This window comes from Kitasatospora sp. NPDC098652 (assembly GCF_044760155.1).
Taxonomy (GTDB): Bacteria; Actinomycetota; Actinomycetes; order Streptomycetales; family Streptomycetaceae; genus Kitasatospora.
In genome coordinates this window covers 417845-443404 of record NZ_JBIWAQ010000003.1, presented here as the reverse complement: position 1 = coordinate 443404, position 25560 = coordinate 417845, and the positions used below count along the sequence as shown (strand labels likewise).

Here is a 25560-nt window from a genome sequence, read left to right as displayed (position 1 = left end):
GCGTCAGGCGGGCCTGACGAAGGCGTGCAGCGCGGCCTTGAGGGCGTCCACGAAGCGGTCCCGGACGGCCGGGTCGACCAGGTCGAGCGACAGGTAGGGGTTGAGGTCCTCCAGCTCGACCAGGAGCAGCTCCCCCTCCGGGGTGCGGCAGGCGTCGACCCGCTGGATGCCGTGCTCGATGCTGTTCCAGGCGATGAAGCGCCGGGCGAACTCCAGGTCGGCGGCGGTGGGTTCGTACGGTTCGAGGTGCCAGCGCCGCTCCGGGTCGGGGGCGTGCAGGGCGTACTGGAAGGCGTCGTCGACGAAGTAGAACGAGACCTCGTAGCGGAACGGCACCAGCGGCTGGATCAGGACGTCCCGGGCCTGCGCGACGGTGTCGAGCCGCTCGCGGGGGACGACCCGCAGGCCGATCGAGTCGGCGCCGAGCTTCGGCTTGACGACGTACTCGGCCACCACGGGCAGCCGGTCGAGGTCCGCGACGCGGTCGACGGTGGGGATGACGGGGTGCCCGGTGGCGGTGAGGTCGAGCAGGTACTGCTTGCCGGCCTGGTCGGCGCTCCCGGTGAGCTGGTTGTAGACGCGGGTGCCGCGGTCGAGTGCCTGTTCCCGGAAGCGCTCGTACGCGGCGCGGTAGTTGAGCACCGGACCGCTGTTGCGGACCAGTACCAGGTCGAAGCGGTCCAGCAGCGCGGCCGCGTCGAGCGGGTGGCAGAGGGCGAGGTCGAAGTCCTCGCGCAGCCGGGCGGAGAGCTGGATGTCCTCGTCGCAGTAGCGGCGCCCCCGGGCCTGGTAGGCGAGGTCGGTGACGAGCAGGACGCTGGGCTTGGCGGCGGTCATGACTCTCCTGGTGATCATTCGATCCGATCACCCTAACGCCGGTGGCTCGGACGGACGCCGGTGGGTCGGACGGATCCGCCGACGGGCTGCCGCAGAGCCTCCGGCCGATCGGCCGGGCCGTCACGGCGGCGGTGTACGCGGCGGCGGTGTGCGCGGCGGCGGAGTGCGCGGGTCCGGGCCCGGGGCCGGACCCGGCCGGGGGGTACGGGGGCCACCCCGGTCGTCCGGGTCCCGCGCGGGCGCCTCCGCCACCGGGATGCGCGGCAGCGCGTACGGGTGCCGGTCGCGCAGGTAGCCGATCAGGTGCTCGCGGAGCCGGCAGCGCAGTTCGAAGGCGTCGCTGCCGTCCGCCGCCGTGGCCAGCACCCGGACCACGATGGTGGTCGGCGTGGTGTCGACCACCTGGAGGGCGCTGCCCCGGCCGTCCCAGAGCTCGCACTTGGCCAGGTAGTCCTCGAACTCCTCGCGCAGCAGCCCGATCGGGGCGTGGTGGTCGAGGTGGAGCAGCGCGGTGCCGGTGATCCGGCTGGAGCGGCGGGACCAGTTCTCGAACGGCCGCCCGACGAAGTACGACATCGGCATCATCAGCCGCCGCTGGTCCCAGGTCTCGATCACCACGGCGGTCAGGGTGATCTCCTCGACCGTCCCCCACTCACCGGCCACCACCACGACGTCGCCGATCCGGGCCAGGTCGCCGAAGGCCAGCTGCACCCCGGCGAAGACATTGGCCAGGGTGCTCTGGGCGGCCACGCCCGCCACCACGCCGACCAGTCCGGCGGAGGCCAGCAGGCTGGTGCCCACGCCGCGCACCGCCGGGAAGGTCATCAGCACCGCGCCCAGGGTCACCACGGCGACCACCGCCTGGCAGATCCGGCCGAGCAGGACGGCCTGGGTCCGGGCGCGGCCCGCCCAGGCCGGCTCGCGGCGGTGCACGGCGAGCCGGGCGGCGCCCTCCGCCAGGATCGCCACCAGCCGGCCGCACAGCCAGCCGCCGGAGGTGATCGCCAGGATCACCGCCAGGTGCCGCAGCCCCTCGCGGGCGGCGGGCGGGGCGGCGATCCACGGCAGGGCGGCGGAGAGCAGCAGGCAGGCCGTCAGCGCCAGCACCGGGTGGCGGCACCGGCGCAGCACCTCCGGCACGTCACCGACACCCCGGGGGGCCGACAGCCGCCGGGCCGCCGACCGGACGGCCCGGTCCAGGCCGTAGGTGAGGAGGGCGGCCACGACGCCGACGACGGCCAGGCGGAGCAGGCTCCACCACATCTGCGGCTCTCCTTTCCGCTGCTGGCAAGGGAGTTGGGGAGGGGACCCGGGCCGGGGCCCGGGGGCGGGCCGGCTCGGGAGGCCGGTTCGGTCGGGCGGTTCAGTCGGGCGGCTCGACCGGGTGGGGCCGGCCCGGCTGCGGGGCGGCCGGTTCGGGGGCCGGCCGGTGCACCGGGCGCGGGCCCGGCGGGGGGACGGGCGAGCCGGGCGGGGGCGGCGGGTCGGGCAGCAGCGGCCTGGACGGCGGCGCCGGGGGCTCCGGCGCGGGCGGCGGCTGACCGGGGCGGGCGGGGGCGGTGGTCATGGGCGGGTGCTCCTCTCGGTGCGGTGCCGTACGGCGCGGCGGGTCCGCCGGGCTCGGCGGGTTCGGTGCACTCGGCGGGTTCGGTGCAGTCGGTGCGGGTGGCCGCCGGTGGTTCAGGCGGCCAGTAGGTCGTGCAGGCCGCGGTCCCAGTCGATCCGCTCGTGCTCCTGCCCCGGCGGGACCAGCCGTACGGTCCGGGCCAGGAACCCGGCGACCGCCGCCGCGGGGGCCGCGAGCAGGGCGACGCCCTCGGCGCCGGCCAGCGCGATCAGGACGTGGGTGTCGTCGAACGGCGTGACGTGGACGTCGCCCTCGCCGGCGGGCGCGTGCAGCCCGGCGAGCAGCAGGTCGCGGGAGAGCGACCAGACCGCGTTCTCCTGGTAGGAGGTGAAGTCCAGCTCCGCCGCGTGGGGTTCGTCGTCCCGGTAGGACCAGTCGACGTCCAGGTCCCGGCTGCGGTCGTCGCCGGTCATCAGTCGCATGGTGATCCGGGTGGTGAGACGTTCCATGGAGGGTTCCCCTTCCCGGGTGGTCCGGACGGGGGGAGCCTGGGGCCGCCCCCCGTCCGTCGTCGCTGACTGCTCGGTCTGTGCTTCGGGCGGCCCGGTCAGAGGATCCGGCCGCCGTAGTACGGGTCCCAGTAGGGCCCGAAGCGCCCGCGGGTGTCGATCTCCTGGTCGGGCCCGCCGGCGTCGAGGTCGGGGCTGTTGCGGATCTCGTCCCTGGAGCGGTCGACGTAGACCTTCCGCTCGCCGATCTCGATCCGGGTCACGGTCCCGGCCGGGAGCAGCACGCGTCGGCCGAGGATCCACGGCCCGGTGTCGACGACCAGGTACTGCTCGTCGACCTCCTCGGACAGCTTGTCGACCTTCCCGATCGCGCCGTCGGTGGCCTCGACGTGGAAGCCGATGAGGTCGGTGCCGGCGGTGTGGCCGGCGGAGGTGCGGAATTCCCAGATGGTGCGGCGTGCGGTCATGACTGCCTCCGTTCGTTCCGTCCCGTCCGGTCCCGTTCGGGCCGGTACGGCTCGGCTGCCCCCGATCCGGGCGTTCATGCCCCCGGGGCGGTGCCGGGCGCGGTGTCCCGCTCGACGTGGTGCTTGAAGTCGTTCAGGTCGTCGATGATCCGGCGGTCCACGAAGCCGAGCGCCTCGGCGAGGTGGGCCCAGAGCCCGTGCGGTTCGACCTCCAGCTGGAGCATGATCCGGGTGGTGCGGTCGTCCACGTGGTGGAAGGTCACCACGCCGCTGTGCCGCACCGGGCCCGTTCCGCCGTCCCAGGCCACCCGCTCGCCCTCCACCACCTCGGTGGTCACGGCCTCGAACTCCCGGCGGCCGCCGGCCGTTTCGACCACCCAGCTGCTGGCGCCGCCGCCCGTGACGTCCACGCTGACCACGCCGCGCATGAACTGCGGGAAGTCCTCGCAGTGCACCCAGTGCCGGTAGACCTCGCCGAGCGGCGCCGCGATCTCGACCGATTCCTCGATCCGTCCCATCGTCCGGTCCTCCCTCTCCTCCTCGCGCTCCGGTCCTGTCCCGTCCGGGTGCCCCGTTCCCCGGGCGGCATGCGCGGAGTGTGGCGAGTGTCACCGCAGCGCGGCCCGGGTCGTTCGTTCACGCAATCCTCACAAGGGGAACCGGCATGGAACGGTCCACGGCGGGTACCCGGGGACGGACCGTACGCCGAGGGGAAAGGACCGACATGGCCACGACCAGTGACGAACTCCTCCACCGCGTGACCGCCCCGGCCCCGGACCAGGCCGCGCCGGCCGCCCGCCGGGCCGTCGTCCACGGGCACCCGGGGCACCCGGGGCACCCGGAACTGCCCGAGCTCGCCGGCATCGAGGACCCGCAGCAGGTCGCCCCCGCAGACGCGCGGGAGCTGACCAGGGTGCTGCTGGCCCGGCTCGCCACGCTGGAGGAGGGCACCCCCGAGTACTCGTACGTCCGGGCCACGCTGATCGAGCTCAACCTGTCGCTGGTGCGCTTCGCGATCCGCCGGGTCGGCAACCGGCAGGAGCCCGAGGAGGACCTGCTCCAGGTCGGCTCGCTCGGCCTGATCAAGGCGATCGACCGCTACGACCCGGACCACGGCGCCGAGTTCGTGACCTTCGCGCTGCCGACCATCCTCGGCGAGATCCGCCGGCACTTCCGGGACTCCACCTGGGCCGTGCACGTGCCGCGCCGCCTCCAGGAACTGCGGATCACCCTTGCCAAGGCCCGCGACGTGCTGTTCCAACGGCTGGGCCGGGCGCCCACGGTGGCCGAGCTGGCGGAGCACCTCGACCTGTCGCCGGAGGAGGTGGTCGAGGGCCTCGCCGCCGCCAACGGCCACACCGCGGGATCCCTGGACGCCCCGGTGACCGAGAGTGAGGAGGAGCTGGGCCCGCTCGCCCAGCGGCTCGGCGAGGAGGACCCGCGGTTCGACACGGTGGAGAACCTGATCGTGCTCAAGCCCCTGGTCGCCGCCCTGCCGGAACGCGACCGGCAGATCCTGTCGATGCGCTTCGGCGAGGAGCTCACCCAGTCGCAGATCGGCGCCCGCCTGGGGCTGTCCCAGATGCACGTCTCCCGGCTCCTCAGCCGGACCCTGAAACACCTGCGCGCGGACCTCACCGCCGACTGAACCGCCGCACGGTCACCGGGCGCACCGCCACACGACGCACGCCACCCGCCGCAGCCCACCGCAAACCCGGTCGGTCTGCCCCCGGCCTGGTCCCGGGCCGGGTGGCGTGCGTACGCTCGTGGAGCACACCCGTTGAGGGGAACACGACGACGATGCCAGCCGAGAAGACGATGCCCGCAGAGAACGAGTCCGTGACCGTGCCGCCGACCACCGCACCCTCCGACGCCTCCGGGGCGGGCGCCCCGCTCGGGCCCGACCTGGCCGTGCACACCTGGTGCACCGACGCGGGGGCGGCCGTCTGTGCCCTGGCCGGCGATCTCGACATCGAGACCCTGGCCCCCGCCCGGAGCACCCTCGACCAACTGGTGGAGCAGCGCCCGCCGCTGCTCGTCGTCGACCTCGCCCAGGTCGGCTTCTGCGACTCCTCCGGCCTCAACCTGCTGCTGCAGACCCGGCTCTCGGCCGCGGCGGCGGACGTGGACTTCCGGCTCGCGGCGCCGTCCGTCACGGTCCAGCGGCTGCTGGAACTGACCTGCACGGACGCCGTGTTCTCGCTCCACCAAACCGTGGAGGCCGCGGCCACCGCACCCCGGTGAGCGCCGCGGCCGTCCGTCGGCACGCATAATTCGTTTGTGGTCGGGAAACCGAGCAGACGACAGCGGAACGACGTGGCACACAGCGGCACGCAGTGGTACACAGCCGTACACAGCGGCACCCGGCGCCGGGAGCACGGCGCCGGAACCGAACGGGAACCGAACCGGAACCGAAGGGGAACCCGCACATGACGACCAGCCGGGCCACCCTGGACGGCGACCGGCCGGGCACCGGACCCACCCTGCCGCCCGGCGGCCAGCGCCGGCGCCTGCACCTGGCCGGGCAGCCCAAGCCCGTCGCCCGGGCCCGGGCGTACACCGCGCAGGCCGTCGCCGACTGGTCCTGGCCGACCGGCCCGGGCGGGGCCGAGGACGACATCGTGCTGCTGGTCGCCGAACTGGTCGCCAACGCCATGTTGCACGCGGGCGGCCCCGTCGACCTCGTCCTGGACGCCTCCGCGGCCCGGCTGCGGATCGAGGTCAGCGACCGCTCGACCGACCTGCCCGAGCCGCGCCGGCCGCACCGCCCGGGCCTGCCGGGCGGGCACGGCCTGTTCATCGTGCAGAAGGCCGCCACCCGCTGGGGCGCGGTGCCGCACGACGACGGCAAGACGGTCTGGGCCGAGATCGACGCGCGGCCCCCGGATCGGCCCGGCAACTGACGGGCGCGCACTGACGGATCATCGAATCGCGCACGATCACGCGCCGACCGTTCGCCTGTGATGCGACTCTCGCGGAGGATGGGGAAGCCGACGCACCCCGGGCACCGGAGCACCCGGGCACCGGAGCATCCGGGCACCCCCGCCGCCGCGGCCGCCCCGACCGGGGTGCGCCCGGTGTCGCCCTGCGGCGAGTCCGCCACCCAGGCCCACCACCACGACGGACAGCAGTAGTCCGGTGACCTCGCTCACCGCGCTGACCGGCGTCGACAAGATCGCCGCCCCGGTCGGCGGCGATCTCAGCCTGGCCAACTGACGCTCCGGCGACGGACGACCGCCCGGCCCCGGCGTTGCCTCCCGCCGGGGCCGGGCCGTCGCGGTCGGCGGCGGACCGGCTTCGGGGGAAATGACCTGCCCTGATGTCAGCTTCCTTGTAGCATCTGCGCGTTCGCGTTGGGTTGCACAGGCAGGGGACGGGGTCCGTGGCAGGAACCATCACGTTGTGGGTGTTCGGGTTGCTCTGCTTCGTCGTGGCCTTCGCGAAGGAGGCGGCGAGCGGCGCCGGGATCAACCTGCCGGGGCCGCAGAGCGGGGGCGCCCGGGTCGGGGTGGTCGCGGTCGGGGTGCTGGCGCTGATCCTGGGGACGGCGGTCCTGCCGAACGACGGCACGCCGACGGCGCCGCCGGCGAGCGCGGGGTCGGGGCCGGGGTCGGGAGGTGCGGCTCCGGGGCCGGCCACTGCTGTGGCGACCAACGCCGGTGGGGTCACGGCCGCGCCGCCCTCCTCGGCCGGGCAGCCCTCCTCGGCCGGGCCCGCCGTGGTCTGGAGCGGCCAGGTCGCCATCACGATGGAGGGCGGGGCGGACTTTGACCTCACCCCGCCGGGGCGTCACCCCGGCTTCCCCCAGGGCATCTACGCGACGGGCTTCACCGCCACGACGGCGGTGGTGCGCGAGGAGATCAACTCGGAGCACGACAGCTTCGGCATCTGGACCGGCCAGGCGCCGCCCTCCGGCGCCGCCTGCGCGGACTGGGCCGCCAGCCATCCGGGCGACTCGGCCCACGTCAGCGTCGGGACGATGATCTGCCTCAGGACCCCGGGGGGCCGCACCGCGCTGATCAAGGTCGACTCCATCGCCCCGGCGGACTACCAGCTGGAGGCGACGGTGACCGTCTGGTCCGGCTGAGGTCAGGTGGCCGTCAGGTGGCTGTCAGGTGGCCGGGCCGAGGTCATGATCGGGCAATGTCCGGCGGGTGCCCGGTGTGCTTTCCGGACCGCCTGGACGGGTTGACCTAGATTGCCCGAGCATGAGCGAAAATGTCGGAATCAGTCGTCGGTCGCTGCTCAAGGCGCTGCCCACCGCCGCGCTGGTGGCCGCGTCCGAGGGGATCCTCTCCCGGCGGCACGCGGCGGCCGTCCCCGCGCCGCAGCCGTTCCCCCAGCCGTTCCCCCAGCCCGCCGTGCGGACCGCGCGGCGGGTGCCCGACCGGGCGGGGGCGCTGCTGGAGCAGACCCTCGACGTCCGGTTCACGGACACCGTCGTGCCCGGCTACGGGACGGTCACCACCCGCACCTACAACGGGACGATCCCCGGCCCGACCCTGCGGCTGCGCGCCGGGGACACCCTGCGGCTGACCCAGGTCAACGGCCTGCCGCCGAACGAACCCCACGACGGCGACCACAACCGGCCGCACGGCTTCAACAGCTTCAACCTGCACACCCACGGCCTGCACGTCGACCCGACCGGGGAGGCCGACAACGTGCTCCGGGTGTTCGAGCCGCGCACCGCCGACGAGGTCGAGGCCGACGCCCCGGAACCGCAGTACGTGACGACCATCGAGGTCCCGGCCGACCACCCGGCCGGCACCTACTGGTACCACCCGCACCTGCACGGGGCCACCTCCGTGCAGATCGTCGGCGGGATGGCCGGGGTCCTGATCATCGAGGGCGACGTCGACGAGGTCCCCGAGATCGCGGCCGCCGCCGACCTGGTGGTCTGCCTCAACGAGCTGCGTCTCAAGGACGGCACGGTCCCCGACTTCGACTCCGGCAACGCGCTGGCCGCCGTCCCGGCCGTGCTGACCGTCAACGGCGCGGTCGGCCCCACCGTGACGCTGCGCCCGGGCGAGGTGCAGCGCTGGCGGCTGGTCTGCGCGACGGCGTTCACCGCGCCGGTGCTACGGCTCACCGGCGACGGCGGGGACCTGACCCTCCACCAGATCGCCCAGGACGGCGTGACCTTCCCGGCCGCGGTCGCCACCGACGCGGTGCGCCTGACCATGGGCGGCCGGGCCGACGTCCTGGTCCGGGTCGACGACCCCGGCAGCTACGAACTGCGGGTCGAGGGGCTGACCGCGCCGCTGATGACGGTCGAGGTGACGGGCGAGGCGGTCGACCCGCCGATGGAGCTGCCGACCACGCTGCCGGCCGGCAAGCCGTTCCTCGACGAGGGCGACATCGCGAACCCGGACGCGGACCGCGAGGTGGTCTTCCACGTCGATCCGGGCGTCTTCCCGGGATCGTTCCCCAACGCCTTCCGGATGCTGGGGAGCAACCCGACCCCCGCCGCCGACCCCGCCGGCGACCCCACCCGGGACCCGGCCTACGGCCTGTTCGACCCCGGCTACGTCAACCACACCCTGGAGCTCGACACCGTCGAGCGCTGGACGCTGCGCACCGCCGAGACCAACCCCGCCTTCCACCACCCCTTCCACCTGCACACCAACCACGTCCTGGTCACCCACCGCGACGGCGAGCGGCTCGACCCGCCGGTCTGGCAGGACACCGTCGACCTGGCCGGCGGCAGACCGGGCGACACCGTCACCTTCCTGGTCCGGTACGAGGACTTCACCGGCCGGGCCGTCGCCCACTGCCACCAGCTCCAGCACGAGGACCTCGGGATGATGCAGACCGTCGAGTACGTGGCGCCGCGCCGGTCCTGACCCGCGGTCGGGCGCCCCGCCGCCGGGGCGACGGCGGGGCACCCGAGGACTACGCGCCGGTGCGGGCCGGGGCCGGGGACGGGCCGGTCGGGGACGGGTCGGTTGGCGCCGGGACAGCGGCCCGGCGGGCGTGCAGGACGGCGGCGCCCAGCGGGAGCGGACGGTGCTCCAGCAGGTGCAGCCCGGCGTCGGCGAGCAGCCGGCCGTAGTGGTCGGCGCGGCGCTCGCGGCCGCCGGTGTTGACCATCATGTGCAGGTCCCACGCGGTGGCCAGCGAGGGCGAGCCGTCGGCGGGCAGCAGCCGTTCGACGATCAGCAGGTCGGCGTGGGCGGGCATCGCCCGGGCGCAGTGCCGCAGGATCTCGGCGCAGCGCCCGTCGTCCCAGTCGTGCAGCACCCGGGACAGCACGTAGACGTCGCCGTCGCCGGGGACGTCGGCGAAGTCGCCGGTGAGGTACCCGCAGCGCCCGCCGAGGCCGGCGGCGTCGAGCCGGCGGCGCGCGGCCTCGACGGCGTGCGGGCGTTCCAGCAGGACGCCGCGCAGCCGGGGGTGGGCGGCGAGCAGTCGGCCGAGCAGTTCGCCGTTGCCGCCGGCGATGTCGACGACGGTGCCGGCGGGAGCGCGGGAGCCCGCGGCCGTGATGACGGGGTGGTCCGGGAGCGGGTCGAACATCCGGGAGCCGGCGACCATCGACAGGTCGAAGAGTTCGGCGAGTTCGGCGTCGCGGGCGAAGTGGTCGAAGTGGTTCTCGCCGAAGAGGTGGTCGAAGGCGGCCTCCCCGGTGCGCACGGTGTGCTCCAGCTCCGCGAAGGACCGGTAGAACGGGCCGCCGTACATCAGCGCCAGCGGCCGCATCGAGGCCGGGGCGTCGGCGCGCAGCAGGGCGCCGGTGCCGGTGAGCCGGTAGCCGTCGGGGTGTTCGGCGACGACGCCCAGCATGGCGAGGTAGCGCAGCAGGGTGGCGAGGCTCTGCTGGTCCGCGCCGAGTGCGTCGGCGAGTTGCCGCGGTGCGGTGGCGGTGCGGGTGTCCAGGGCGTCGGGCAGGCCGATCCGGGCGCTGACCGCCAGGGCCTGGGTGGTCCAGGCGCCGGTGAGCTGGTGCAGCAGGGTCTCGGCCGAGCACTGGGTGGGGTCCTCGCCCAGGTGGTCGGCGAGCACCGTGCGGTGGTCGCCGTGGGCGTGCAGCTCGACCCGCCGGTAGCCGGTGCGGGAGCCGCCCGGGGTGGTGAAGTAGAGGACGGTGGAGTCCTCGTGGGGGTTGTAGCCGCCGCCGTCCGGGGCGGCGCCGTGCCGGGTGAGCAGCGCGCACAGGCCGCGCAGTGCCAGCGGGTCGGGGTGGGCGACGTCGAAGGCGAGGTGGGCCTCGTGCTCGTGGGCGCGCTCGTGGGCGGCGAGTTCGGTGAGGTCGGAGCCGGGCGGCACGGTGAGCACGAACACCTCGACGCTGCGTTCCCCGTCGGGGCCGGAGACCGGCGGGCGCAGGATGCTGACGTCGATCTCGGCCTCGGCGCGGCGGTGCCGCCGGGCGAGCCGGCTGCGGACCACCACGCTGGGCTGCGCGGGTGCGTCGGGTTCCAGTCCGCAGGAGGCGAGTTGGGTGCGGAGCGCGGCGCCGTTCGGGGGTAGGACGAGCAGGGCGGCGTGCGAGAAGCGGCAGCGGTCGGCCACGGCCCGCAGTTCCGGTCCGTCGAGGTCGGGCAGCAGCAGCGGGAGCAGGGTCGCGGTGTCGTGCTCCCTGACGAACTCGGCCGTCGCACGCAGGCGGGCGGTGTCGTCCGGGGGTGTCGCGGTCATGGGGAGGGTGTCCTCGGTGCGGGGGCGGGGGCGCCCGGTGGGCAGGGCGGCTCAGATGCCGACGTAGTTCTCGGCGAACCAGTCCTGGTGGGTGCGCGAGGTGCGCAGGGATTCGACGCGGGAGCGCCGCATGGCTTCGTGGAAGAACGATTCCGCTGCCTGGCCGACGGGGGAGTGCAGGAGCTGGATCATCCAGTGCGCGAACTCCTGGGCCCGCCATATGTGGGTGAGGCAGCGCGCGGAGTACCGGTCGAGGGCCCGGGCGTCGCCCCGGCGGAGCTCGTCGATCAGCGCCTCGGCGAGCAGTTCCGCCTCCAGGACGGCCAGGTTGGCGCCCTTGGCGGCGGCCGGGGCGGGGAGGCTGGCGGCGTCCCCGGCCAGCAGCAGTGAGCCGTACCGGAGTCGGTCGAGCACGTCCGACTCCAGGTGGACGACGGAGCGGTGGAGGATCCGGCCGTGCTGCAGCGGTCCGTGCTCGTCGGCGCGCAGCCGCCGGTCGAGCGCGGCCCAGATCCGGTCCTCCGACCAGGCGTCGGCGGGGGTGCCGGGCCGGCACTGGAGGTAGTAGCGGGTGATGTCGGCGGTGCGGGTCATGTGGCCGGCGAAGCCGTCGGGGTGCATCGCGTAGCCGACGGCGTCCATGCTCGGTGGCGCCTCGGCCAGCAGGGCGAGCCAGGAGACGCCGTGGTCGCGCTGGTACCGGCGGGTGCCGGGGGGCAGCGAGCGCCGGGCCGCGCCGTGGCGGCCGTCGCAGCCGGCCACGTAGCGGGCCCGCCAGCGGGCGGGGCGGCCCTCGGGGTCTCGCACGGTGACGGTGGGGTCGGGGCCGTCGGTCCCTTCGACGACCTCGGCCTCGGTCTCGAAGGCGATCCGGCCGCCCGCTGCCAGGTAGTGCGTCAGGAGGTCGGCGACCAGGTCCTGTTGGGGGTACACGGTGTGGAGTTCGCGGCGGCCGAGGGTGCCGTAGTCGAGGCGGAAGCTGCCGTCCTCGGTGCGGAACTCGCAGGTGCCGTGCGGTTTCCCGTGGCGGTGCAGGCCGTCGGCGAGGCCGTGGCGGTCCAGCACCCGAACGGTGTTGGCGGCGAGGAACCCGGCCCGGGCCCTGGTGCGGACGTGGTCGGGGTCGGCCCGTTCGAGGACGACGCAGTCGATCCCGGCGGCGTGGAGGAGGTTCCCGAGGGTGAGTCCGGCCGGTCCGGCGCCGAGGATGACGACATCGGCGGATTCCTGGGCTGTTCGGCTCGTCTGACGTTCAGTCACAGTACGGGGAGCATAGCCACAGCCGGATACAACGAGGCGCCGGAATCGCTCGGATCGGTGAATAGGGTGATGATCTTCGCCGGTTCTTCACGCCATCGCCGACCGCGAGGCGTGCTGCTCGAAGCTGATCGGGGCTGCGCACTGTTGCGCAATGATGGAGGTCTCGACTATAAATCGATCATCTTCACGCACAATCGTGCAGTCTCGCGCAGGAGGACCTGATGGCCCACGTCGACGAAGAGATCGCCAGCCAGCCCGACTGCTGGCAGCGCGCCCTGGAACTGGCCCCGCAACACCTGCCCGAACCCGGTGAGCGGGTCGCCGTCATCGGCTGCGGCACCTCGCTCTACATCGCCCAGGCCTACGCGGCGCTGCGCGAATCCCTCGGACTCGGCGAGACCGACGCCTTCGCCGCCTCCGAGTTCCCGCTCGGCCGCCGGTACGACCGGATCGTCGCGCTCACCCGCTCCGGCACCACCACCGAGGTGCTCGACGCCCTCGCCCGGGTGGGCGGCACCGAGACGGTCGCGATCACCGCCGACCCCGGGACCCCGGTCGGCGCCGCCGCCCGCCACCTGGTGGCGCTGGAGTTCGCCGACGAGCGGTCCGTCGTCCAGACCAGGTTCGCCACCACCGCCCTCGTCCTGCTGCGCGCCCACCTCGGCGCCGCCCCCGCCGACCTGCCCGCCCAGGCCCGCACGGCGCTCGCCGAGCCGCTGCCCCGGGGCGCCCTGGAGGCACGGCAGTTCACCTTCCTCGGCACCGGCTGGAGCTGCGGGGTGGCGAACGAGGCCGCGCTCAAGGTCCGGGAGGCCTCCGCCGCCTGGACCGAGGCCTACCCGGCGATGGAGTACCGGCACGGCCCGATCAGCGTCAGCGGCCCCGAGGGCCTGGTCTGGTTCCTGGACACCCCGCCGACCGGCCTGGTCGACCAGGCCGGGGCGACCGGGGCCGCGATCAGTGTGCCCGGACTCGACCCGCTGGCCGAACTGGTCCGGGTCCAGCGCCTGGCCGTCGGCCTCGCCGTCCGGCGCGGCCTCGACCCCGACCGGCCGCGCCACCTCACCCGCTCCATCGTGCTGGACCAGCCGTGACCGGTCGGCCCGCGGAGCACCCGCCCGCGGCCGGCCCCGCCCGCCCACTGACGGCACAGCCCGGAGGAGCACCGTGACCCTGATCGGAACCGGAGAGATCGTCGCGCCCGCGGTGAGCGGCGGCCACGGCGTGGGGGCGTTCAACGTCATCCAGCTGGAACACGCCGAGGCCATCGTCGCCGGGGCCGAGGCCGCCGGGGCACCGGTGGTGCTGCAACTCAGCCAGAACGCGGTGCGCTACCACGGCGGCCTGGCGCCGATCGGCGCGGCGACGCTGGCGGTGGCCCGGGCCGCCGCCGTGCCGGTGGCCGTCCACCTCGACCACGCGACCGAGCGGTCGCTGGTGGCGGAGGCGCTCGCCCTGGGGTTCGGCTCGGTGATGTTCGACGCCTCGGCGCTGCCGTACGAGGAGAACGTGCGCACCACCGCCGAGGTGACCCGGCAGTGCCGGGCGGCGGGCGTCTGGGTGGAGGCCGAACTCGGCGAGGTCGGCGGCAAGGACGGGGTGCACGCCCCCGGTGCCCGGACCGACCCGGCGCAGGCCGCCGAGTTCGTGGCCCGCACCGGCGTCGACGCGCTGGCCGTCGCCGTCGGCACCTCGCACGCCATGCTCACCCGCACCGCCGCGCTGGACCTCGAGCTGATCGCCGCGCTGCGGGCCGCCGTCCCGGTGCCGCTGGTGCTGCACGGCTCCTCCGGGGTGGCGGATCCGGTGCTCGCGGCGGCGGTCGCCCACGGGATGACGAAGGTCAACATCGCCACCCACCTCAACAAGGCCTTCACCGAGGCGGTCCGCGGCCGGCTCGCCGCAGACCCCGCACTGGTGGACACCCGGACGTACCTGGGGGAGGGGAGGGCGGCGGTGGCCCGCGAGGTCACCCGGCTGCTCGGCGTCCTGACCGCGCCCCGACCGGCGGACCGGGCCGCCGTCTCGCCCTGAACCGCCGCCCGCCGCCGGGGTGCGCGGTTGGCTGCGCGAGGGTGCGCGGAGCTGTTCGCGGGTGCAGTCACCGACCGTCGGCCCGGGCTGAACTACACTCCGTCCATGCTCAAAGCTGATCGCGCCGCCAGGATCGTCTCGCACATCGCCGAGGCGGGGAGCGCGGACGTGCGGACGCTCTCCGACCTGCTCGGGGTGTCCGACGCGACCGTGCGCCGGGACCTGCAGGAACTGCAGGACCAGGGGCTGCTCCAGCGCACCCGCGGCGGTGCGGTGACCGGGGCGGTCAACCTGGAGATCCCGCTGCGGCACCGGAGCGACCAGCAGGCGGAGGAGAAGCGCCGGATCGCCCGGGCCGCCGCCGAGCTGGTGCCGGACGGCGCCGTGGTCGGCCTGACCGGTGGCACCACCACCACCGAGCTGGCCCGGGTGCTCGCCGAGCGCGGCAACCTGACCGTGGTCACCAACGCGGTGAACATCGCCGCGGAGCTGATCGTCCGCCCCGAGGTCCGCCTGGTCGTGATCGGCGGCCTGGCCCGCTCGGCCAGCTACGAGCTGGTCGGCCCGGCCGCCGAGCGGATGCTCGACCAGTACCACCTGGACCTCGCCTTCATCGGCGTGGACGGGCTGACCGTCCAGCAGGGCTGCACCACCCACGACGAGATGGAGGCCCAGACCGACCGGGCGTTCCTGCGCAGCAGTGCGCACACCGTCGTGCTCGCCGACCGGACCAAGGTCGGCCGGGTCACCTTCGCCTCGATCTGCCCGCTCACCGACGTCCACGACCTGGTGACGGACGCGGGGCTGCCGGACGCCCAGGAGCAGGCGATCGCCGAGATCGGCGTCCGGGTGCGGCGGGCCTGACGAGCGGGGCCCGGCGCTCGGGGCCTGACAGTCAGGGCCTGACTGTCAGGGCCTGACAATCAGGGCCTGACGAGCGGGGCCCGGCGTCCGGACCCCGGGCGGCGTCGTCCCGGGACGGCGCTGGGACGCGGGAGGGGACGGCGAAGCGTGGCGGACCGGCTCGCACCGCTCCTAGCGTGACTGCCGTCCAGGCCCCCTGCCCCCGCGCCGTCAGCAGGCCCGGGGCAGGGGGTCCTTCAGTCTCCTCCCGCTCCCCGAAGGACCAGGTAGTCCCGTATGAACGCCGTTGACCCCGCCTCCGCCCCCGTCGGCCCCGGCCGCCGCACCTTCCTGGCCGGCGCCTTCGCCGTCGGCACCGGCGCCCTGCTCGGCTCCGCCCTGACCAGCGGGGTGGCCTCCGCCGCCACCGGCCCGGTGATCGCCGACACCGGCGCCTGGGGCGCCCGCCCGGCGAGCAGCCCGCTCAACTTCGTGTCCGGCGCCCCGGACAAGGTGATCGTCCACCACACCGCCACACCCAATGTGACGGACTACTCCCAGGCCGCCGCGTTCGCGCTGGCCCGCTCGATGCAGACCTACCAGATGGACAGCGAGCACTGGATCGACACCGGCCAGCACTTCACCGTCAGCCGCGGCGCCTACATCATGGAGGGCCGTCACAGCAGCCTGGCGACCCTGCGCGGCGGCGGCCAGCACGTGGAGGGCGCCCACTGCACCGCGCAGAACACGGTGGCCATCGGCATCGAGAACGAGGGCACGTACAGCACCGTCGACCCGCGCAGCCAGCAGTACGCCGCGCTGATCGACCTGATCACCTACATCTGCCAGCAGTACGGGCTGCGCGCCTACCAGGTCTACGGGCACCGGGACTTCAACAACACCGAGTGCCCCGGGGACCGCCTCTACGCGCTGATCCCGCAGATCCGCCGGGACGTCGCCGCGCGGATCGGCGGGGACCCGACCGGCCCGGTCTGGCCGGTGCTCAGCAGCGGCGCCTCGGGCGAGCAGGTGAGGACGCTGCAGTACCTGCTGGTGCAGCGCGGCCAGTCGCTGACCGTGGACGGCGCGTACGGGCCCGCGACCCAGGCCGCCGTCACGGCCTTCCAGAACACCACCCACGCCTCGGCCGACGGCGTCGCGGGCAACCAGACCTGGAGCCAGGCCGTGGCGCCGCTGGCCCGTGGTGCCTCGGGCAGCGCGGTGCAGGCCGTGCAGAGCCAGCTGGTCGCGCACGGCATCCAGGTGAGCGTGGACGGCGCGTTCGGCCCGGGCACCCAGGCCGGGGTGACCTCCTTCCAGTCCTCCGCCGGGCTGCCGGCCGACGGCCTGGTGGACGCCCGCACCTGGAGCCGGCTGCTGGCCTGACCCGCCTTCCCGGTGGCCGGCCCGTCCGCGCCGACGGGCCGGCCACCGGCGTCCCACGCGTCTCCGCGGCGCGTCCCACGCGTCTCCGTGGCCCGTCCCACGCCGCTCCCGCTCCCGGCCGGGCCCGTCCCACGCCTGTCCCACGCCTGTCCCACGGCCGCCGCCCACCGTCCCCGGCGGGCCCGGGACGTCCCTGGTGCCGCCGACTGCTGGAGGGACGGGCGGCCGCCCCCCGAGAGTGGTCGGCACCGCCTGATCGACCGACAGGCACCCGACGGAATGGGATCGACCGTGAAGAGAACCCCGGCCCTGCGCGCGCTCGCCGCAGGCGTGCTCGCCGCCGCCGTGCTGGCCCTGCTGCCCGCACAGGCCCAGGCCATCGACAGCACCACCTGGGTCCAGCGCAACCTGGTGGGCATCGGCTACCTCGCGAGCAGCGGCGTCGACGGCAACTACGGCCCGCAGACCGCCGCCGCCGTCCGCAGCTTCCAGCACGACAACGGCCTCGACGAGGACGGCGTGTACGGCGGCCGCACCGAACTCGCCCTGCACAACAAGGTCGAGGAGGTCCAGCGGGTGGCCGGCTCGGGCGCCGACGGCGCCTACGGCGCGGGCACCACCAGCGCCGTCAGCACCTGGCAGCACTCCCACAACCTGAGCGCCGACGGCATCGCCGGCCCGGCCACCATGAACGCGATGGGCGTCGCCCGGACGGTGCAGATCACCGCGCAGTGGAAGTTCCCCAGCCACGGCTGGAGCGTCAGCGGCCAGTTCGGCTGCCTGGACCAGATCTACACCCACGAGAGCGGCTGGAAGGTCTACGCCACCAACCCCTCCTCCGGCGCCTACGGCATCCCGCAGTCGCTGCCCGGCGACAAGATGGCCTCCGCGGGCTCCGACTGGCAGACCAACCCGGCCACCCAGCTCCAGTGGGGCCTGGACTACATCAAGGGCCGCTACGGCGACCCGTGCTCGGCCTGGAGTTTCTGGCAGGCCCACAACTGGTACTGACCGGACGGCAGGTCCTGACCGGTCACCCGCACCGCCCCGTCCGACGCCCTTCCCTGTCGACTCCTCGAAGGAGCACGTGGTGAACAGCTCTTCCCTCAACCGTCGCGCCCTGCTGCGCTACGGCACCGGCGCGGTGGCCGCCGCCGGGCTCGCCGCGGTCGCCGACCTCGGCCTCGCCCGCCCGGCCGCCGCCTACGGCTGGTCCGGCAACCTGAGCCAGGGTTCCTCCGGTTCGGCCGTGGCCGAACTCCAGATCCGGGTCGCGGGCTGGGCGGCCGACTCCGCCTCGCAGACCTACGTGGCCGTGGACGGCTCCTTCGGCCCCGGCACCGCGGCCGCGGTGCGCCGGTTCCAGGCCGCCTACGGGCTGAGCGCGGACGGCGTGGCCGGCCCGCAGACCTTCGGCGTGCTGAACTCGCTGGAGAAGTCGGACGGTTCCACCGCCCACTTCAACTGGTCCGAGTTCACCAGCCACGACGGCTCGGGCTTCGGCGGCGGCAACGTCGGCGCCGACGAGGTGAAGGAGAACGTCCGCCGCACCATGTACAAGCTGGAGGCGCTGCGGAAGAAGGCGGGCGACCGCGCGGTCACCATCAACTCCGGCTTCCGCAGCACCGCGTACAACGCCTCCGTGGGCGGGGCCTCCAACTCCATGCACACCTACGGGGTGGCGGCCGACACCGCGGTCTCCGGCCTGTCCACGCTGGACGTCTACCGGATCGCCGAGACCTGCGGCTTCTCGGGCCTGGAGACCCACACCGTCTCCTGGCAACACGTGGACAGCCGGATCGAGCACTCCGGCTACGGCTCGGGCTTCTGGTGGTGGCAGGACGGCGTCGCGTAACGGCGGACGCCACACCGGCGGCGGCACCGCGCCCTCCCCAAGGGCGCGGTGCCGCTCTGTTGTGGTGGTGCCGGTGGTGCCGGCGGGTTCGTCGAGGTTCCTGTGCTGCCCACAGGGACCAGGTAGGTCAGGCCTCCCGCCGGACGGACCGCCGGCCGGCGGCCGCCAGGACCCCGCCCGCGCCGACCGCGAGGGAGACCAGGGCCACCCGCCGCAGCAGGGCGGCCTGCCGACGGTGCGGGCACTCCGGGTGGTCCTCCCCGCCCGGGGCATCGGCCGACGGTCCGTCGGCCGTCCTGGCCGGGGAGCTGGCTCCGCCGGGCGCGGGGGCGCCCGGCGCGGCCGACATCAGGCGTCGGCTCTCCGCGAGGTGCCAGAGCTCCAGCAGGAGCTCGGCATCGCCCCCGCAGACGGTCGCGATGCTCTGCACCGCGTCGCGCGGGGGGAACTGCTTCCCGTTCACCCAGCGCTCCCACGAGGACTTCGCGTAGTGGGTGCGTTCGCTGAGCCGGGCGTAGGTGAGGCCCGAACCGTTCTTCAAGGACTGCAGCTCACCGGCGAGCCGGTCGGCGGCCGACTCGGCCGATACGGCCGCGGTGGGTGCTGCGACCGTTGCGGGCGATGTGCGTGACGTGGGCGATGTGCGTGACGTGAGTGATGTGAGTGACTCAGGCGATGGTGACGTGATCTCGGACGCGTAGTGGCGGCCCATGAGGTTTCCCCGAACTTCCTCTGAGATGACCGTTGTGGTGCATTGATCCAAAACCGCACCGAGCGCCCCCCGTCTGCTCTGGCTGCGTCGAGGTCTTTACCCGGGCCAGAACCGGTGTTGACTTCTGGGCTACCCGGCGCGGCCAACTCTGCGGGATCGGGCACCGATCTTCGACCGTCTCCGGGGCTTCTGAGACGGTGTGCGCCGTCCCCGGGGCCCTGAGCTGTGGGTTGGGACGCGGATCAGGAATCCCTTGAGACGTTCCGCGGGACGTGGCGCCGAACCGGGCGGGAGCCCAGGGACGGAGAGACTAAACTGATCATCCGAAAGAAGATCAGTTCGCGCCTGTCGTCGACCCGCCAGAGGTGCCCCCCACGTGAGTCAGCACTGGAAACCGCTCCCTGACGATCTTTCGGAGCCCGCTCGACGCCTGGTCGAGGAACTGCGCGCCGTCAAGGACGCGCACCGGATCTCGCTCGCCGAACTCGGCCGGCTGACCTACCTCAGCAAGGCGTCCTGGGAACGCTGGCTGAACGGCAAGCGGCTGATCACCTCCCAGGCCCTGGCCGGCCTGATCGCCGCGCTGGACTGCGACGCCGTGCTGCTCGCTTCCCTGCTGCGGCAGGCCGAGGCCGCGCGCGACGCGGAGTCCGCGCCCGGCGCCGCGACCGCCGTGGAGCCGACCGCGGCTGCTGCCCCCGCCGCCGACCCCGTACCCGTCCCGGTCCCCGTCCCGCTGCCCGTCCCGGTGTCCCTCCCCGTCGCCCGCGTCGCCCGCTGGCGGCGGCCGCGGGCCCTGATCACGGTCGCCGCCGTCGCCGTGCTCCTCCTGGTCGCCGGCCTCTACCTGCACGGCCTGAACGGCGGCGGCAGCGCCGCCGCCTCCTCCTCGGGGCGCTCGACCGCCCCGCCCGCGGTGAGCACGGGCGGCCTGCCCGCACAGCTCTGCCAGTCCGTCGGCTGCGCCGGCAAGGACCCGCAGGCCATGGGCTGCGAGGCCGACGACCACACCGTGCTGACCGGCACCATCGGCAAGGTCGTCCTGTACCTCCACTACAGCCCGCGCTGCCGGGCCGCCTGGGCCGGGATCACCGACGGCTCCCCCGGGGACAGCGCCACCGTCTCCACCGGCACCGGCGGGCAGGAGACCGCCCTGATCCACTGGGGCTACGACAACTACTCGATGATGGTGGACGCCGATGCGCCCGGCACCATCCTCCAGGTGTGCGGCCACCAGAAGGACGGCGACAACTGCACCCTGCCGCTCTCCGGCCCCGCCGCCCGCGCACAGGCCCTGTCCACCACCGCCCCCGGTCTCACGCCGACGGCGACGCCCTCCTCCTGACGGTCCCTCCGGTGGGCGGGTCTGGCCCCGGCCACCGGAGCGGACGCCGGTGATCACACGAAGTTCTTGTCCACGAGCATCTGCAGCACGTTCACATGGAGGTCCGGGAAGTCCATCGGGACGATGCCGAACCGGGCGCGCTGCCGGGTGCGCGCGCTCAGGTACGGGTAGACCGCCCGGTCCATCACGGCCTGCGAGCTGGTCCGGGGCCAGTAGCCGCCCGCGTAACTGAGGAAGTTCACGAACATCCGCGGATACTGCGGATTGGCGAAGGCCTTGTCGAACTGGGCGACGACGTACCGGCCCTTGTCGCCCAGCGGGTCGGTGCCGCCGGTCTGCCAGACGTCCTGGGTGTCGAACCAGGCGTTCTGGCCGCTGGACCAGTCGATCAGGCCCCAGGGGTTGGCGAAGTCGGCGAGCAGCACCACCTTGCCGCGGGCCGCGCCCAGGGTGGGCCAGCCGTAGAGGTGGAACAGGCCGCGGTAGCCCAGCGTGTCCAGGTAGTGGTCGACCCGCCGCTGGAACTCCGGGTCGTCGAGGGCCTGGCCGCCGGCCCGCTCGTTGCGCAGGCGCATCAGGAGCGTCTCGCCCGGGTGCGCCGCCAGGAAGGCGCGGCACTGGTCGAGCACGTCCTGCAGCCGGATGTGCTGGTAGTTGTCGGAGTGGTAGATCCCGAGTTCGTCGGGCGCCCCCTGGAGGCCGTTGCAGCGGATGTCGAGGAAGCGGACGCCCTCCTGCAACTGCTGAGGGATGCCCCAGTTCTGGGTGTGCGACCACTCCGTCCCGTACCAGGGGTTCTGGCAGCAGGAGTCGTGGGTGCCCGGGACGGTGAGGTCGAGCAGGGACAGGCTGCCGTCCAGCCGGCCCATCCAGTTGTCCGTCGGCACCCCGCCCGGGGTGGCCGCGCTGCCCGCGGCCCGGGCGGCGGGTGCCCCGAGCAGGCCGCCGACGGCGGCCGCACCGCCCGCCCCCGCGCCCCACCTGAGAAGATCACGACGTGCGATGCCCATGGCCCGGCTCCCTCCGCCCCGCGAGCGGCTGCGACGACAAGTCCTGAGGACCGTCCGTCCCGACGACCGGCCGGTCCTGACGACCACTCCGTCCTGACACTCGTCCAACGCCGCCGCGGCGTCAACGGGTTCAGCGCGGGTCGGGCAGCGGGCCGTCCGGGCCGACCACCAGCCACCAGGCGGGCAGCTCGATCCGTTCGCCCTCGGGGGTGAACTCGGTGAGGGACAGCGGCAGTTCTCCGGTGGCGAGGACGGTGAGGCCGGCCGAGCGGAACAGCCCGTCGAAGGCCGCGTCGGCCACCTCGGCGGGGGCGAGTCCGTGGGCGAGAACCGGGCGCAGCTTCGCGGGCGGCCCGGCCGGGGACTGGGCGAGCCCCTTGAGCACCTCCTTGGCGGACTCGGCCAGTTCGACCAGGAAGGCCCGGCCGCGCGATCCGAGCAGGGTGGCGACGGCCTCGGCGACCGGTCGGCGGTCGGCCGGATCGCTCTGGTGGATCACCCCGCGCACGTACACGTTGGCATCGCCCAGGCGCGCGTGCAGGGCCCGGACGGCGGCCGGGTCGGTGGCGTCCAGCTGGGCGAACTCGGCCCGGCCGGCCCGGTCCTGGCGGCGGGCGAGCTCGACGGCGGTGCCGGACAGGTCGACGCCGACGACCCGGGGGAAGTGCTCGGCGAGGAAGCGGGTCTGGCGGCCGTTGCCGCAGCCCAGGTCGACCACCGGCAGGTGCGGGTCGTGCAGGTGGGGCCGGAACAGGGCGAGGTGGCGCTCCGCGGTGAGGGCCGGCTCGGCGTCCCAGATCACCGCGCCGGGCTCCTCGGGCGCCTCGCTCCAGAAGCCCTCCCAGGCGTCCCGGTACCGATTCGTCACGCTCATGGCGGGGCCTCCGGAGGTCACGCACGGTGTCGTCACGCACCGTGTCGGGACCGTGTCTACCGGTGCCCGATCCGGAAGGGCAAAATCACCGGCGCGGCCCGCCGGGTGCCGGCGCACGACGGCCGTCCCGCGCCCTCTCGGGGGAGTGCGGGACGGCCGTCGGCGCCGGTCGCCTCAGCGGCCGGGGCACCAACCGGCTTCGAGCGCCCTGCTCCCGTCCGGGCGGGTGACGGTGTGCCAGTGGGCGTGCAGCCCGCCGGCGGGGCGGTCGGTCGAGCGCGGCGCGCCCATCGCACCCAGCACGGGGCTGTCCAGGGGGCTGGCGGCCAGCCGCTCCAGCACCTGGGAGAACGCGGCGCGCAGCCCCTGACCCCGGCGGCGGACGTCGGGCACGACGGAATGGAACGCAGCGACCACGGACAAGCGACTCACCTCCGGAAGGACCTGCGGAACGTGCAGGTACGTCCCCCAGCTTGCGTTGCTCCGGCCCCGCGCCCGGCCGGATTGACGTACTGCTGACGCGTCGCTGACGGGCCCCTGACGGCCGCGCCGTTCCGGCGCCGCGATCCCGGCAGACCCCACCGCCTGTACGGCGGAGGAATCCCCTTCACCTGCAACGAGATCGCCACGCTGTTGGCCACCCTGGTATTCCACCCCGTTCGGGTGAACTGGTTCCACCTGCGGTGGAGCCGCTGGCGCCAGCTCCACCAAGCCCGCGCCGAATGGTCCCACTACCGGCGCCGCGGCGACCTCGTCCGCCATCCCGGCTACTCCATGATCCGACAGAACAAGATCCACTAATCAAAGTGCTGCTGTACTACAGGCAGCCCTGGCCACCGCCGCGGCCACCCGCGAGGCCGCCGCCCGCCGGGTCCCTGCATGGTTCCCCACCCTCGCAGCGGGTACTCGCACCACCGCGATAACCCTTACGGGTACGTCATGGCTGATCCACGGAAGCGCCAGCATCGTCATGTTCACAGCTCATCAAAACCTCAGGTTCCCGCTGCCATACTCCTGACTGTCACGACGGCCAGGCCTCACTTCGACCCCCCACGGATGGGACGGCCGGCCTCGACATTGCCGGTTCGCGGTGCGGCCGCGAACCGGCTGCCTACAGCCCGCAGTGAATATCAACCTGACATCGCAACGGCATTCCAGAATTCGGATTCAGGACAGGGGAGCTATCATGCAGCGCCGGAAGTTTATCCGAAATGGCGTTCTCTCCGCGGTGGGCGTGGCAATTCCGTTGTCCTTCGCGCCAGGCGCGATGCGCAGATCGGGACGGGCGCAGCAGGCGCTGACGAGCACTTCGGGATGGGTGAAGCATCCGCTGACGAGCACTTTGGGAGGCGCAGCGGAGCCGCCGTTGCCCAGGGGAGTGGAGCTCTTCACTGTCGACGCGCCAAGGAACCCGAATGGCCCGGTCGTCCACCTCCGGGACTTCGGCGCGGTGGCGGATGGAGCGGAGCCGCCTTCCAGTGGTCCGGACCGCAACCTGGCCGCGCTCGAAGCCGCACTCCGCCATTGCCGCGACGTGGGGGCCTCTAAACTCGTCGCCGACAAGGGGGTATATCGCATCGCCTCCGGCAAAACGATTGTCTTCGACTCTCTCACCGACTTCACCTTCGATGGCGGCGGGGCGACGTTTCTCTTCCACCTGATCCAAGGTGGCGCAGGCGTCTCGATCAAGAACTGCCAACGATCGGTGTTCTCCAACTTCAATCTGGACTGGGATTGCGCGATCGATCCGCCGGCTTGGGTAGGCAGAGTTACCGAACTGGCCGAAAATCGATCGAATTTCGTGATGCGCTTCGAGACGGCTGCGCCGCTCGATCCCGAGGCTTGGGTCACGATGAACCCGCTCGATGAAGATCTGCGTGCGCCGGGCGCCGGCACGGAGTTCGACGGCTTCGCACCCACCAAGATTGAGAAGCTCGATGCGCACACGGTGTGCGTGTGGCCAAAAAATCGCATCAACCCCATCGTAGGGCAGCTTTACCTACTGCGCCATTACACCTACGAAAAGCACGCCGTTGTCATGGGCGACAATTCCCATCTCTCGTTCCGCAACGTGAACATCTACACGTTTCCTGGCGAGGGATTCGTCACTGGCGGCGATCAGCATCACTTCGAGCTGGTCAACTGCCGCATCGCTCCTCCAGCAAACGAGCGCCGCCCCATCACCACCACGGCCGACGGATTTCATGTCATGCAGTCGCAAGGCTTCATCCGGCTGGAGCAATGCGAGTTCAGTTTCATGGGCGACGACTGCGTGAACATTCACGACAACATCCACATGGGTTTCCGCCGCGTGGATGACTACACCCTGGTCGCAACTAACTACGTCGATTGGAGATGTCCTTTCTCGCCTGGCGATCCAGTCGAGTTCCGCAACGCCGATCTGTCGCCGACCGACTTTACCGCCGAGCTGAAATCTGTCGGACCGGACTCCGAGAAGAGCGAAGTCACACTGGTCTTCAGCCAGAAGATTCCCACGCACATCGCCGATGACGCCATTCTCTTCAATCGACGCTATAGTTCACACAATGTCATTGTTCGCAATTGCTACTTCCATGAGAATCGGGCACGAGGCATCTTGTGCAACAGCGCCGACTGGCTCGTCGAAGATAACCGTTTCATTCATAACCAGTACGCCGCCATGCTTCTGAAGCCAGACGTGTCCCCGGGGCTCTGGGCAGAGGGCTTCGGCGCGCGCAACGTCATCATCCGGGGGAACAAGTTCGAGTCATCCAATTCCTTCGGAGCCGACAATGGACCAGCCATTCAGTTGGGCGCGACGGTCCGCGAGGTCAACACTGCGTATCCCCTGCTCGATGGAGTGCTGCTTGAGGAGAACGAATTTACAGAAATGCCGGGCCCCGCAGTAGATGCCTCCTCGTTCAAGGACCTGGTGATCAGGAAAAACCGCGTGACGAATCTCAAGGAGGCGCCGGTTGCGAAGGAGAAGCGCGGCAGCATTCGCGCCGAGCTGGGAACCGGCCTCTGGGTGGAAGGCAATGTCTGGACGACGCAGAAGGACATTGAAGCTCCCATCCTCTACTACAATGCCGACACCGCACACTCGATCGTGTGCCGTGACAACGAGCTAAAGAGTTAGCGTCAGCCCGGCGGAAGAAAAGGGCCTCGGATCATCCGTGTCCTTTCGGTCGGGCCGCGTGACTCCAGTAGTACACAGCACTTTGGGGCCCCGCCGGGCCTACGC

At 72.9% G+C, this 25560-nt stretch carries 27 protein-coding genes; 15 read left to right on the top strand and 12 right to left on the bottom strand.

Features of this window, described 5'->3' with window-relative positions:
• Positions 1-3 precede the first annotated feature (3 nt).
• The 6 genes from ACIQWA_RS10000 to ACIQWA_RS09975 form a co-directional block, all read right to left on the bottom strand.
• Complete coding sequence (locus ACIQWA_RS10000; RefSeq protein WP_402480526.1) at positions 4-837, bottom strand: hypothetical protein; 834 nt, start codon at positions 835-837, stop codon at positions 4-6.
• A 120-nt stretch (positions 838-957) separates the two neighbouring features.
• A complete protein-coding gene (locus ACIQWA_RS09995) occupies positions 958-2100 on the bottom strand; it encodes a mechanosensitive ion channel family protein (protein WP_402480525.1) in 1143 nt (380 codons plus the stop codon).
• A 100-nt stretch (positions 2101-2200) separates the two neighbouring features.
• Positions 2201-2404 (bottom strand): hypothetical protein, encoded by a 204-nt coding sequence (locus ACIQWA_RS09990; protein ID WP_360234161.1) that lies wholly within the window; start codon positions 2402-2404, stop codon positions 2201-2203.
• A gap of 113 nt (positions 2405-2517) precedes the next feature.
• A complete protein-coding gene (locus ACIQWA_RS09985; protein WP_402480522.1) occupies positions 2518-2913 on the bottom strand; it encodes an SsgA family sporulation/cell division regulator in 396 nt (131 codons plus the stop codon).
• 98 nt (positions 2914-3011) lie between these two features.
• Entirely contained in the window at positions 3012-3380 is a 369-nt protein-coding gene (locus ACIQWA_RS09980; RefSeq protein WP_360234155.1) for a PRC-barrel domain-containing protein, read from the bottom strand.
• Positions 3381-3454: 74 nt separating this feature from the next.
• The gene (locus ACIQWA_RS09975; protein WP_360234153.1) at positions 3455-3898 is read right to left on the bottom strand and encodes an SRPBCC family protein; all 444 of its coding nucleotides are present in this window, start codon (positions 3896-3898) and stop codon (positions 3455-3457) included.
• A 206-nt stretch (positions 3899-4104) separates the two neighbouring features.
• Here ACIQWA_RS09975 and ACIQWA_RS09970 point away from each other — a divergent pair, with 206 nt between their 5' ends.
• From ACIQWA_RS09970 to ACIQWA_RS09945, 6 genes are all read left to right on the top strand, one after another.
• Positions 4105-5028 (top strand): RNA polymerase sigma factor SigF, encoded by a 924-nt coding sequence (locus tag ACIQWA_RS09970; RefSeq protein WP_402480518.1) that lies wholly within the window; start codon positions 4105-4107, stop codon positions 5026-5028.
• A 152-nt stretch (positions 5029-5180) separates the two neighbouring features.
• Positions 5181-5624 carry an STAS domain-containing protein gene (locus tag ACIQWA_RS09965; protein ID WP_402480516.1) on the top strand — a complete coding sequence of 148 codons (444 nt, stop codon included), beginning with the start codon at positions 5181-5183 and terminating at the stop codon, positions 5622-5624.
• 185 nt (positions 5625-5809) lie between these two features.
• Positions 5810-6283 (top strand): ATP-binding protein, encoded by a 474-nt coding sequence (locus tag ACIQWA_RS09960; protein WP_402480514.1) that lies wholly within the window; start codon positions 5810-5812, stop codon positions 6281-6283.
• A gap of 78 nt (positions 6284-6361) precedes the next feature.
• The gene (locus ACIQWA_RS09955; protein WP_402480511.1) at positions 6362-6514 is read left to right on the top strand and encodes a hypothetical protein; all 153 of its coding nucleotides are present in this window, start codon (positions 6362-6364) and stop codon (positions 6512-6514) included.
• A gap of 248 nt (positions 6515-6762) precedes the next feature.
• Positions 6763-7467, top strand: a complete 705-nt coding sequence (locus tag ACIQWA_RS09950) for a hypothetical protein (RefSeq protein WP_402480509.1) — start codon at positions 6763-6765, stop codon at positions 7465-7467.
• A 121-nt stretch (positions 7468-7588) separates the two neighbouring features.
• Entirely contained in the window at positions 7589-9223 is a 1635-nt protein-coding gene (locus tag ACIQWA_RS09945) for a multicopper oxidase family protein (protein ID WP_402480506.1), read from the top strand.
• Between the two features lie 49 nt (positions 9224-9272).
• Here ACIQWA_RS09945 and ACIQWA_RS09940 read toward each other — a convergent pair whose 3' ends face one another.
• A complete protein-coding gene (locus ACIQWA_RS09940) occupies positions 9273-11018 on the bottom strand; it encodes a methyltransferase (protein WP_402480503.1) in 1746 nt (581 codons plus the stop codon).
• Positions 11019-11069: 51 nt separating this feature from the next.
• A complete protein-coding gene (locus ACIQWA_RS09935) occupies positions 11070-12278 on the bottom strand; it encodes a 4-hydroxybenzoate 3-monooxygenase (RefSeq protein WP_402480500.1) in 1209 nt (402 codons plus the stop codon).
• Positions 12279-12499: 221 nt separating this feature from the next.
• Between ACIQWA_RS09935 and ACIQWA_RS09930 the strand changes: the two genes are divergently transcribed.
• The 6 genes from ACIQWA_RS09930 to ACIQWA_RS09905 all read left to right on the top strand — a co-directional run bounded on the left by ACIQWA_RS09930 (position 12500) and on the right by ACIQWA_RS09905 (position 18396).
• On the top strand, positions 12500-13372 hold the full coding sequence (locus tag ACIQWA_RS09930) for a sugar isomerase (RefSeq protein WP_360234107.1): 873 nt from the start codon (positions 12500-12502) through the stop codon (positions 13370-13372).
• Between the two features lie 73 nt (positions 13373-13445).
• The gene (locus ACIQWA_RS09925; protein ID WP_402480497.1) at positions 13446-14312 is read left to right on the top strand and encodes a ketose-bisphosphate aldolase; all 867 of its coding nucleotides are present in this window, start codon (positions 13446-13448) and stop codon (positions 14310-14312) included.
• A 105-nt stretch (positions 14313-14417) separates the two neighbouring features.
• Entirely contained in the window at positions 14418-15176 is a 759-nt protein-coding gene (locus tag ACIQWA_RS09920; protein ID WP_402480494.1) for a DeoR/GlpR family DNA-binding transcription regulator, read from the top strand.
• Between the two features lie 276 nt (positions 15177-15452).
• A complete protein-coding gene (locus tag ACIQWA_RS09915) occupies positions 15453-16541 on the top strand; it encodes an N-acetylmuramoyl-L-alanine amidase (protein ID WP_360234099.1) in 1089 nt (362 codons plus the stop codon).
• A gap of 291 nt (positions 16542-16832) precedes the next feature.
• Positions 16833-17552 (top strand): peptidoglycan-binding protein, encoded by a 720-nt coding sequence (locus ACIQWA_RS09910; protein WP_402480491.1) that lies wholly within the window; start codon positions 16833-16835, stop codon positions 17550-17552.
• 79 nt (positions 17553-17631) lie between these two features.
• Complete coding sequence (locus ACIQWA_RS09905; RefSeq protein WP_360234094.1) at positions 17632-18396, top strand: D-Ala-D-Ala carboxypeptidase family metallohydrolase; 765 nt, start codon at positions 17632-17634, stop codon at positions 18394-18396.
• Between the two features lie 127 nt (positions 18397-18523).
• Here ACIQWA_RS09905 and ACIQWA_RS09900 read toward each other — a convergent pair whose 3' ends face one another.
• The gene (locus ACIQWA_RS09900) at positions 18524-19108 is read right to left on the bottom strand and encodes a helix-turn-helix domain-containing protein (protein ID WP_402480488.1); all 585 of its coding nucleotides are present in this window, start codon (positions 19106-19108) and stop codon (positions 18524-18526) included.
• Between the two features lie 376 nt (positions 19109-19484).
• Here ACIQWA_RS09900 and ACIQWA_RS09895 point away from each other — a divergent pair, with 376 nt between their 5' ends.
• Positions 19485-20453 carry a DUF2690 domain-containing protein gene (locus ACIQWA_RS09895; protein ID WP_402480486.1) on the top strand — a complete coding sequence of 323 codons (969 nt, stop codon included), beginning with the start codon at positions 19485-19487 and terminating at the stop codon, positions 20451-20453.
• Positions 20454-20506: 53 nt separating this feature from the next.
• Here the strand turns inward: ACIQWA_RS09895 and ACIQWA_RS09890 are convergent, their stop codons facing one another.
• The 3 genes from ACIQWA_RS09890 to ACIQWA_RS09880 all read right to left on the bottom strand — a co-directional run bounded on the left by ACIQWA_RS09890 (position 20507) and on the right by ACIQWA_RS09880 (position 22730).
• Positions 20507-21463, bottom strand: coding sequence for a phosphatidylinositol-specific phospholipase C (locus ACIQWA_RS09890; protein ID WP_402480484.1), 957 nt, complete (start codon positions 21461-21463; stop codon positions 20507-20509).
• A gap of 130 nt (positions 21464-21593) precedes the next feature.
• Positions 21594-22337, bottom strand: a complete 744-nt coding sequence (locus tag ACIQWA_RS09885) for a class I SAM-dependent methyltransferase (RefSeq protein ID WP_402480481.1) — start codon at positions 22335-22337, stop codon at positions 21594-21596.
• A gap of 174 nt (positions 22338-22511) precedes the next feature.
• Positions 22512-22730, bottom strand: coding sequence for a hypothetical protein (locus ACIQWA_RS09880; RefSeq protein ID WP_402480478.1), 219 nt, complete (start codon positions 22728-22730; stop codon positions 22512-22514).
• 240 nt (positions 22731-22970) lie between these two features.
• Here ACIQWA_RS09880 and ACIQWA_RS09875 point away from each other — a divergent pair, with 240 nt between their 5' ends.
• Positions 22971-23138 carry a hypothetical protein gene (locus tag ACIQWA_RS09875; RefSeq protein WP_402480476.1) on the top strand — a complete coding sequence of 56 codons (168 nt, stop codon included), beginning with the start codon at positions 22971-22973 and terminating at the stop codon, positions 23136-23138.
• A gap of 385 nt (positions 23139-23523) precedes the next feature.
• The gene (locus tag ACIQWA_RS09870; protein WP_402480474.1) at positions 23524-25455 is read left to right on the top strand and encodes a right-handed parallel beta-helix repeat-containing protein; all 1932 of its coding nucleotides are present in this window, start codon (positions 23524-23526) and stop codon (positions 25453-25455) included.
• Positions 25456-25560 lie beyond the last annotated feature (105 nt).

What these genes read in the sequence shown, in the direction of transcription:
- ACIQWA_RS09945 (WP_402480506.1), top strand. Translation starts at nt 7,589, where the DNA reads ATGAGCGAAAATGTCGGAATCAGTCGTCGGTCGCTGCTCAAGGCGCTG.
- ACIQWA_RS09915 (WP_360234099.1), top strand. Translation starts at nt 15,453, where the DNA reads ATGAACGCCGTTGACCCCGCCTCCGCCCCCGTCGGCCCCGGCCGCCGC.
- ACIQWA_RS09885 (WP_402480481.1), bottom strand. Translation starts at nt 22,337, where the DNA reads ATGAGCGTGACGAATCGGTACCGGGACGCCTGGGAGGGCTTCTGGAGC.
- ACIQWA_RS09930 (WP_360234107.1), top strand. Translation starts at nt 12,500, where the DNA reads ATGGCCCACGTCGACGAAGAGATCGCCAGCCAGCCCGACTGCTGGCAG.
- ACIQWA_RS09870 (WP_402480474.1), top strand. Translation starts at nt 23,524, where the DNA reads ATGCAGCGCCGGAAGTTTATCCGAAATGGCGTTCTCTCCGCGGTGGGC.
- ACIQWA_RS09960 (WP_402480514.1), top strand. Translation starts at nt 5,810, where the DNA reads ATGACGACCAGCCGGGCCACCCTGGACGGCGACCGGCCGGGCACCGGA.
- ACIQWA_RS09975 (WP_360234153.1), bottom strand. Translation starts at nt 3,898, where the DNA reads ATGGGACGGATCGAGGAATCGGTCGAGATCGCGGCGCCGCTCGGCGAG.
- ACIQWA_RS09955 (WP_402480511.1), top strand. Translation starts at nt 6,362, where the DNA reads ATGGGGAAGCCGACGCACCCCGGGCACCGGAGCACCCGGGCACCGGAG.
- ACIQWA_RS09920 (WP_402480494.1), top strand. Translation starts at nt 14,418, where the DNA reads ATGCTCAAAGCTGATCGCGCCGCCAGGATCGTCTCGCACATCGCCGAG.
- ACIQWA_RS10000 (WP_402480526.1), bottom strand. Translation starts at nt 837, where the DNA reads ATGACCGCCGCCAAGCCCAGCGTCCTGCTCGTCACCGACCTCGCCTAC.
- ACIQWA_RS09900 (WP_402480488.1), bottom strand. Translation starts at nt 19,108, where the DNA reads ATGGGCCGCCACTACGCGTCCGAGATCACGTCACCATCGCCTGAGTCA.
- ACIQWA_RS09980 (WP_360234155.1), bottom strand. Translation starts at nt 3,380, where the DNA reads ATGACCGCACGCCGCACCATCTGGGAATTCCGCACCTCCGCCGGCCAC.
- ACIQWA_RS09990 (WP_360234161.1), bottom strand. Translation starts at nt 2,404, where the DNA reads ATGACCACCGCCCCCGCCCGCCCCGGTCAGCCGCCGCCCGCGCCGGAG.
- ACIQWA_RS09890 (WP_402480484.1), bottom strand. Translation starts at nt 21,463, where the DNA reads ATGGGCATCGCACGTCGTGATCTTCTCAGGTGGGGCGCGGGGGCGGGC.
- ACIQWA_RS09970 (WP_402480518.1), top strand. Translation starts at nt 4,105, where the DNA reads ATGGCCACGACCAGTGACGAACTCCTCCACCGCGTGACCGCCCCGGCC.
- ACIQWA_RS09940 (WP_402480503.1), bottom strand. Translation starts at nt 11,018, where the DNA reads ATGACCGCGACACCCCCGGACGACACCGCCCGCCTGCGTGCGACGGCC.
- ACIQWA_RS09985 (WP_402480522.1), bottom strand. Translation starts at nt 2,913, where the DNA reads ATGGAACGTCTCACCACCCGGATCACCATGCGACTGATGACCGGCGAC.
- ACIQWA_RS09995 (WP_402480525.1), bottom strand. Translation starts at nt 2,100, where the DNA reads ATGTGGTGGAGCCTGCTCCGCCTGGCCGTCGTCGGCGTCGTGGCCGCC.
- ACIQWA_RS09965 (WP_402480516.1), top strand. Translation starts at nt 5,181, where the DNA reads ATGCCAGCCGAGAAGACGATGCCCGCAGAGAACGAGTCCGTGACCGTG.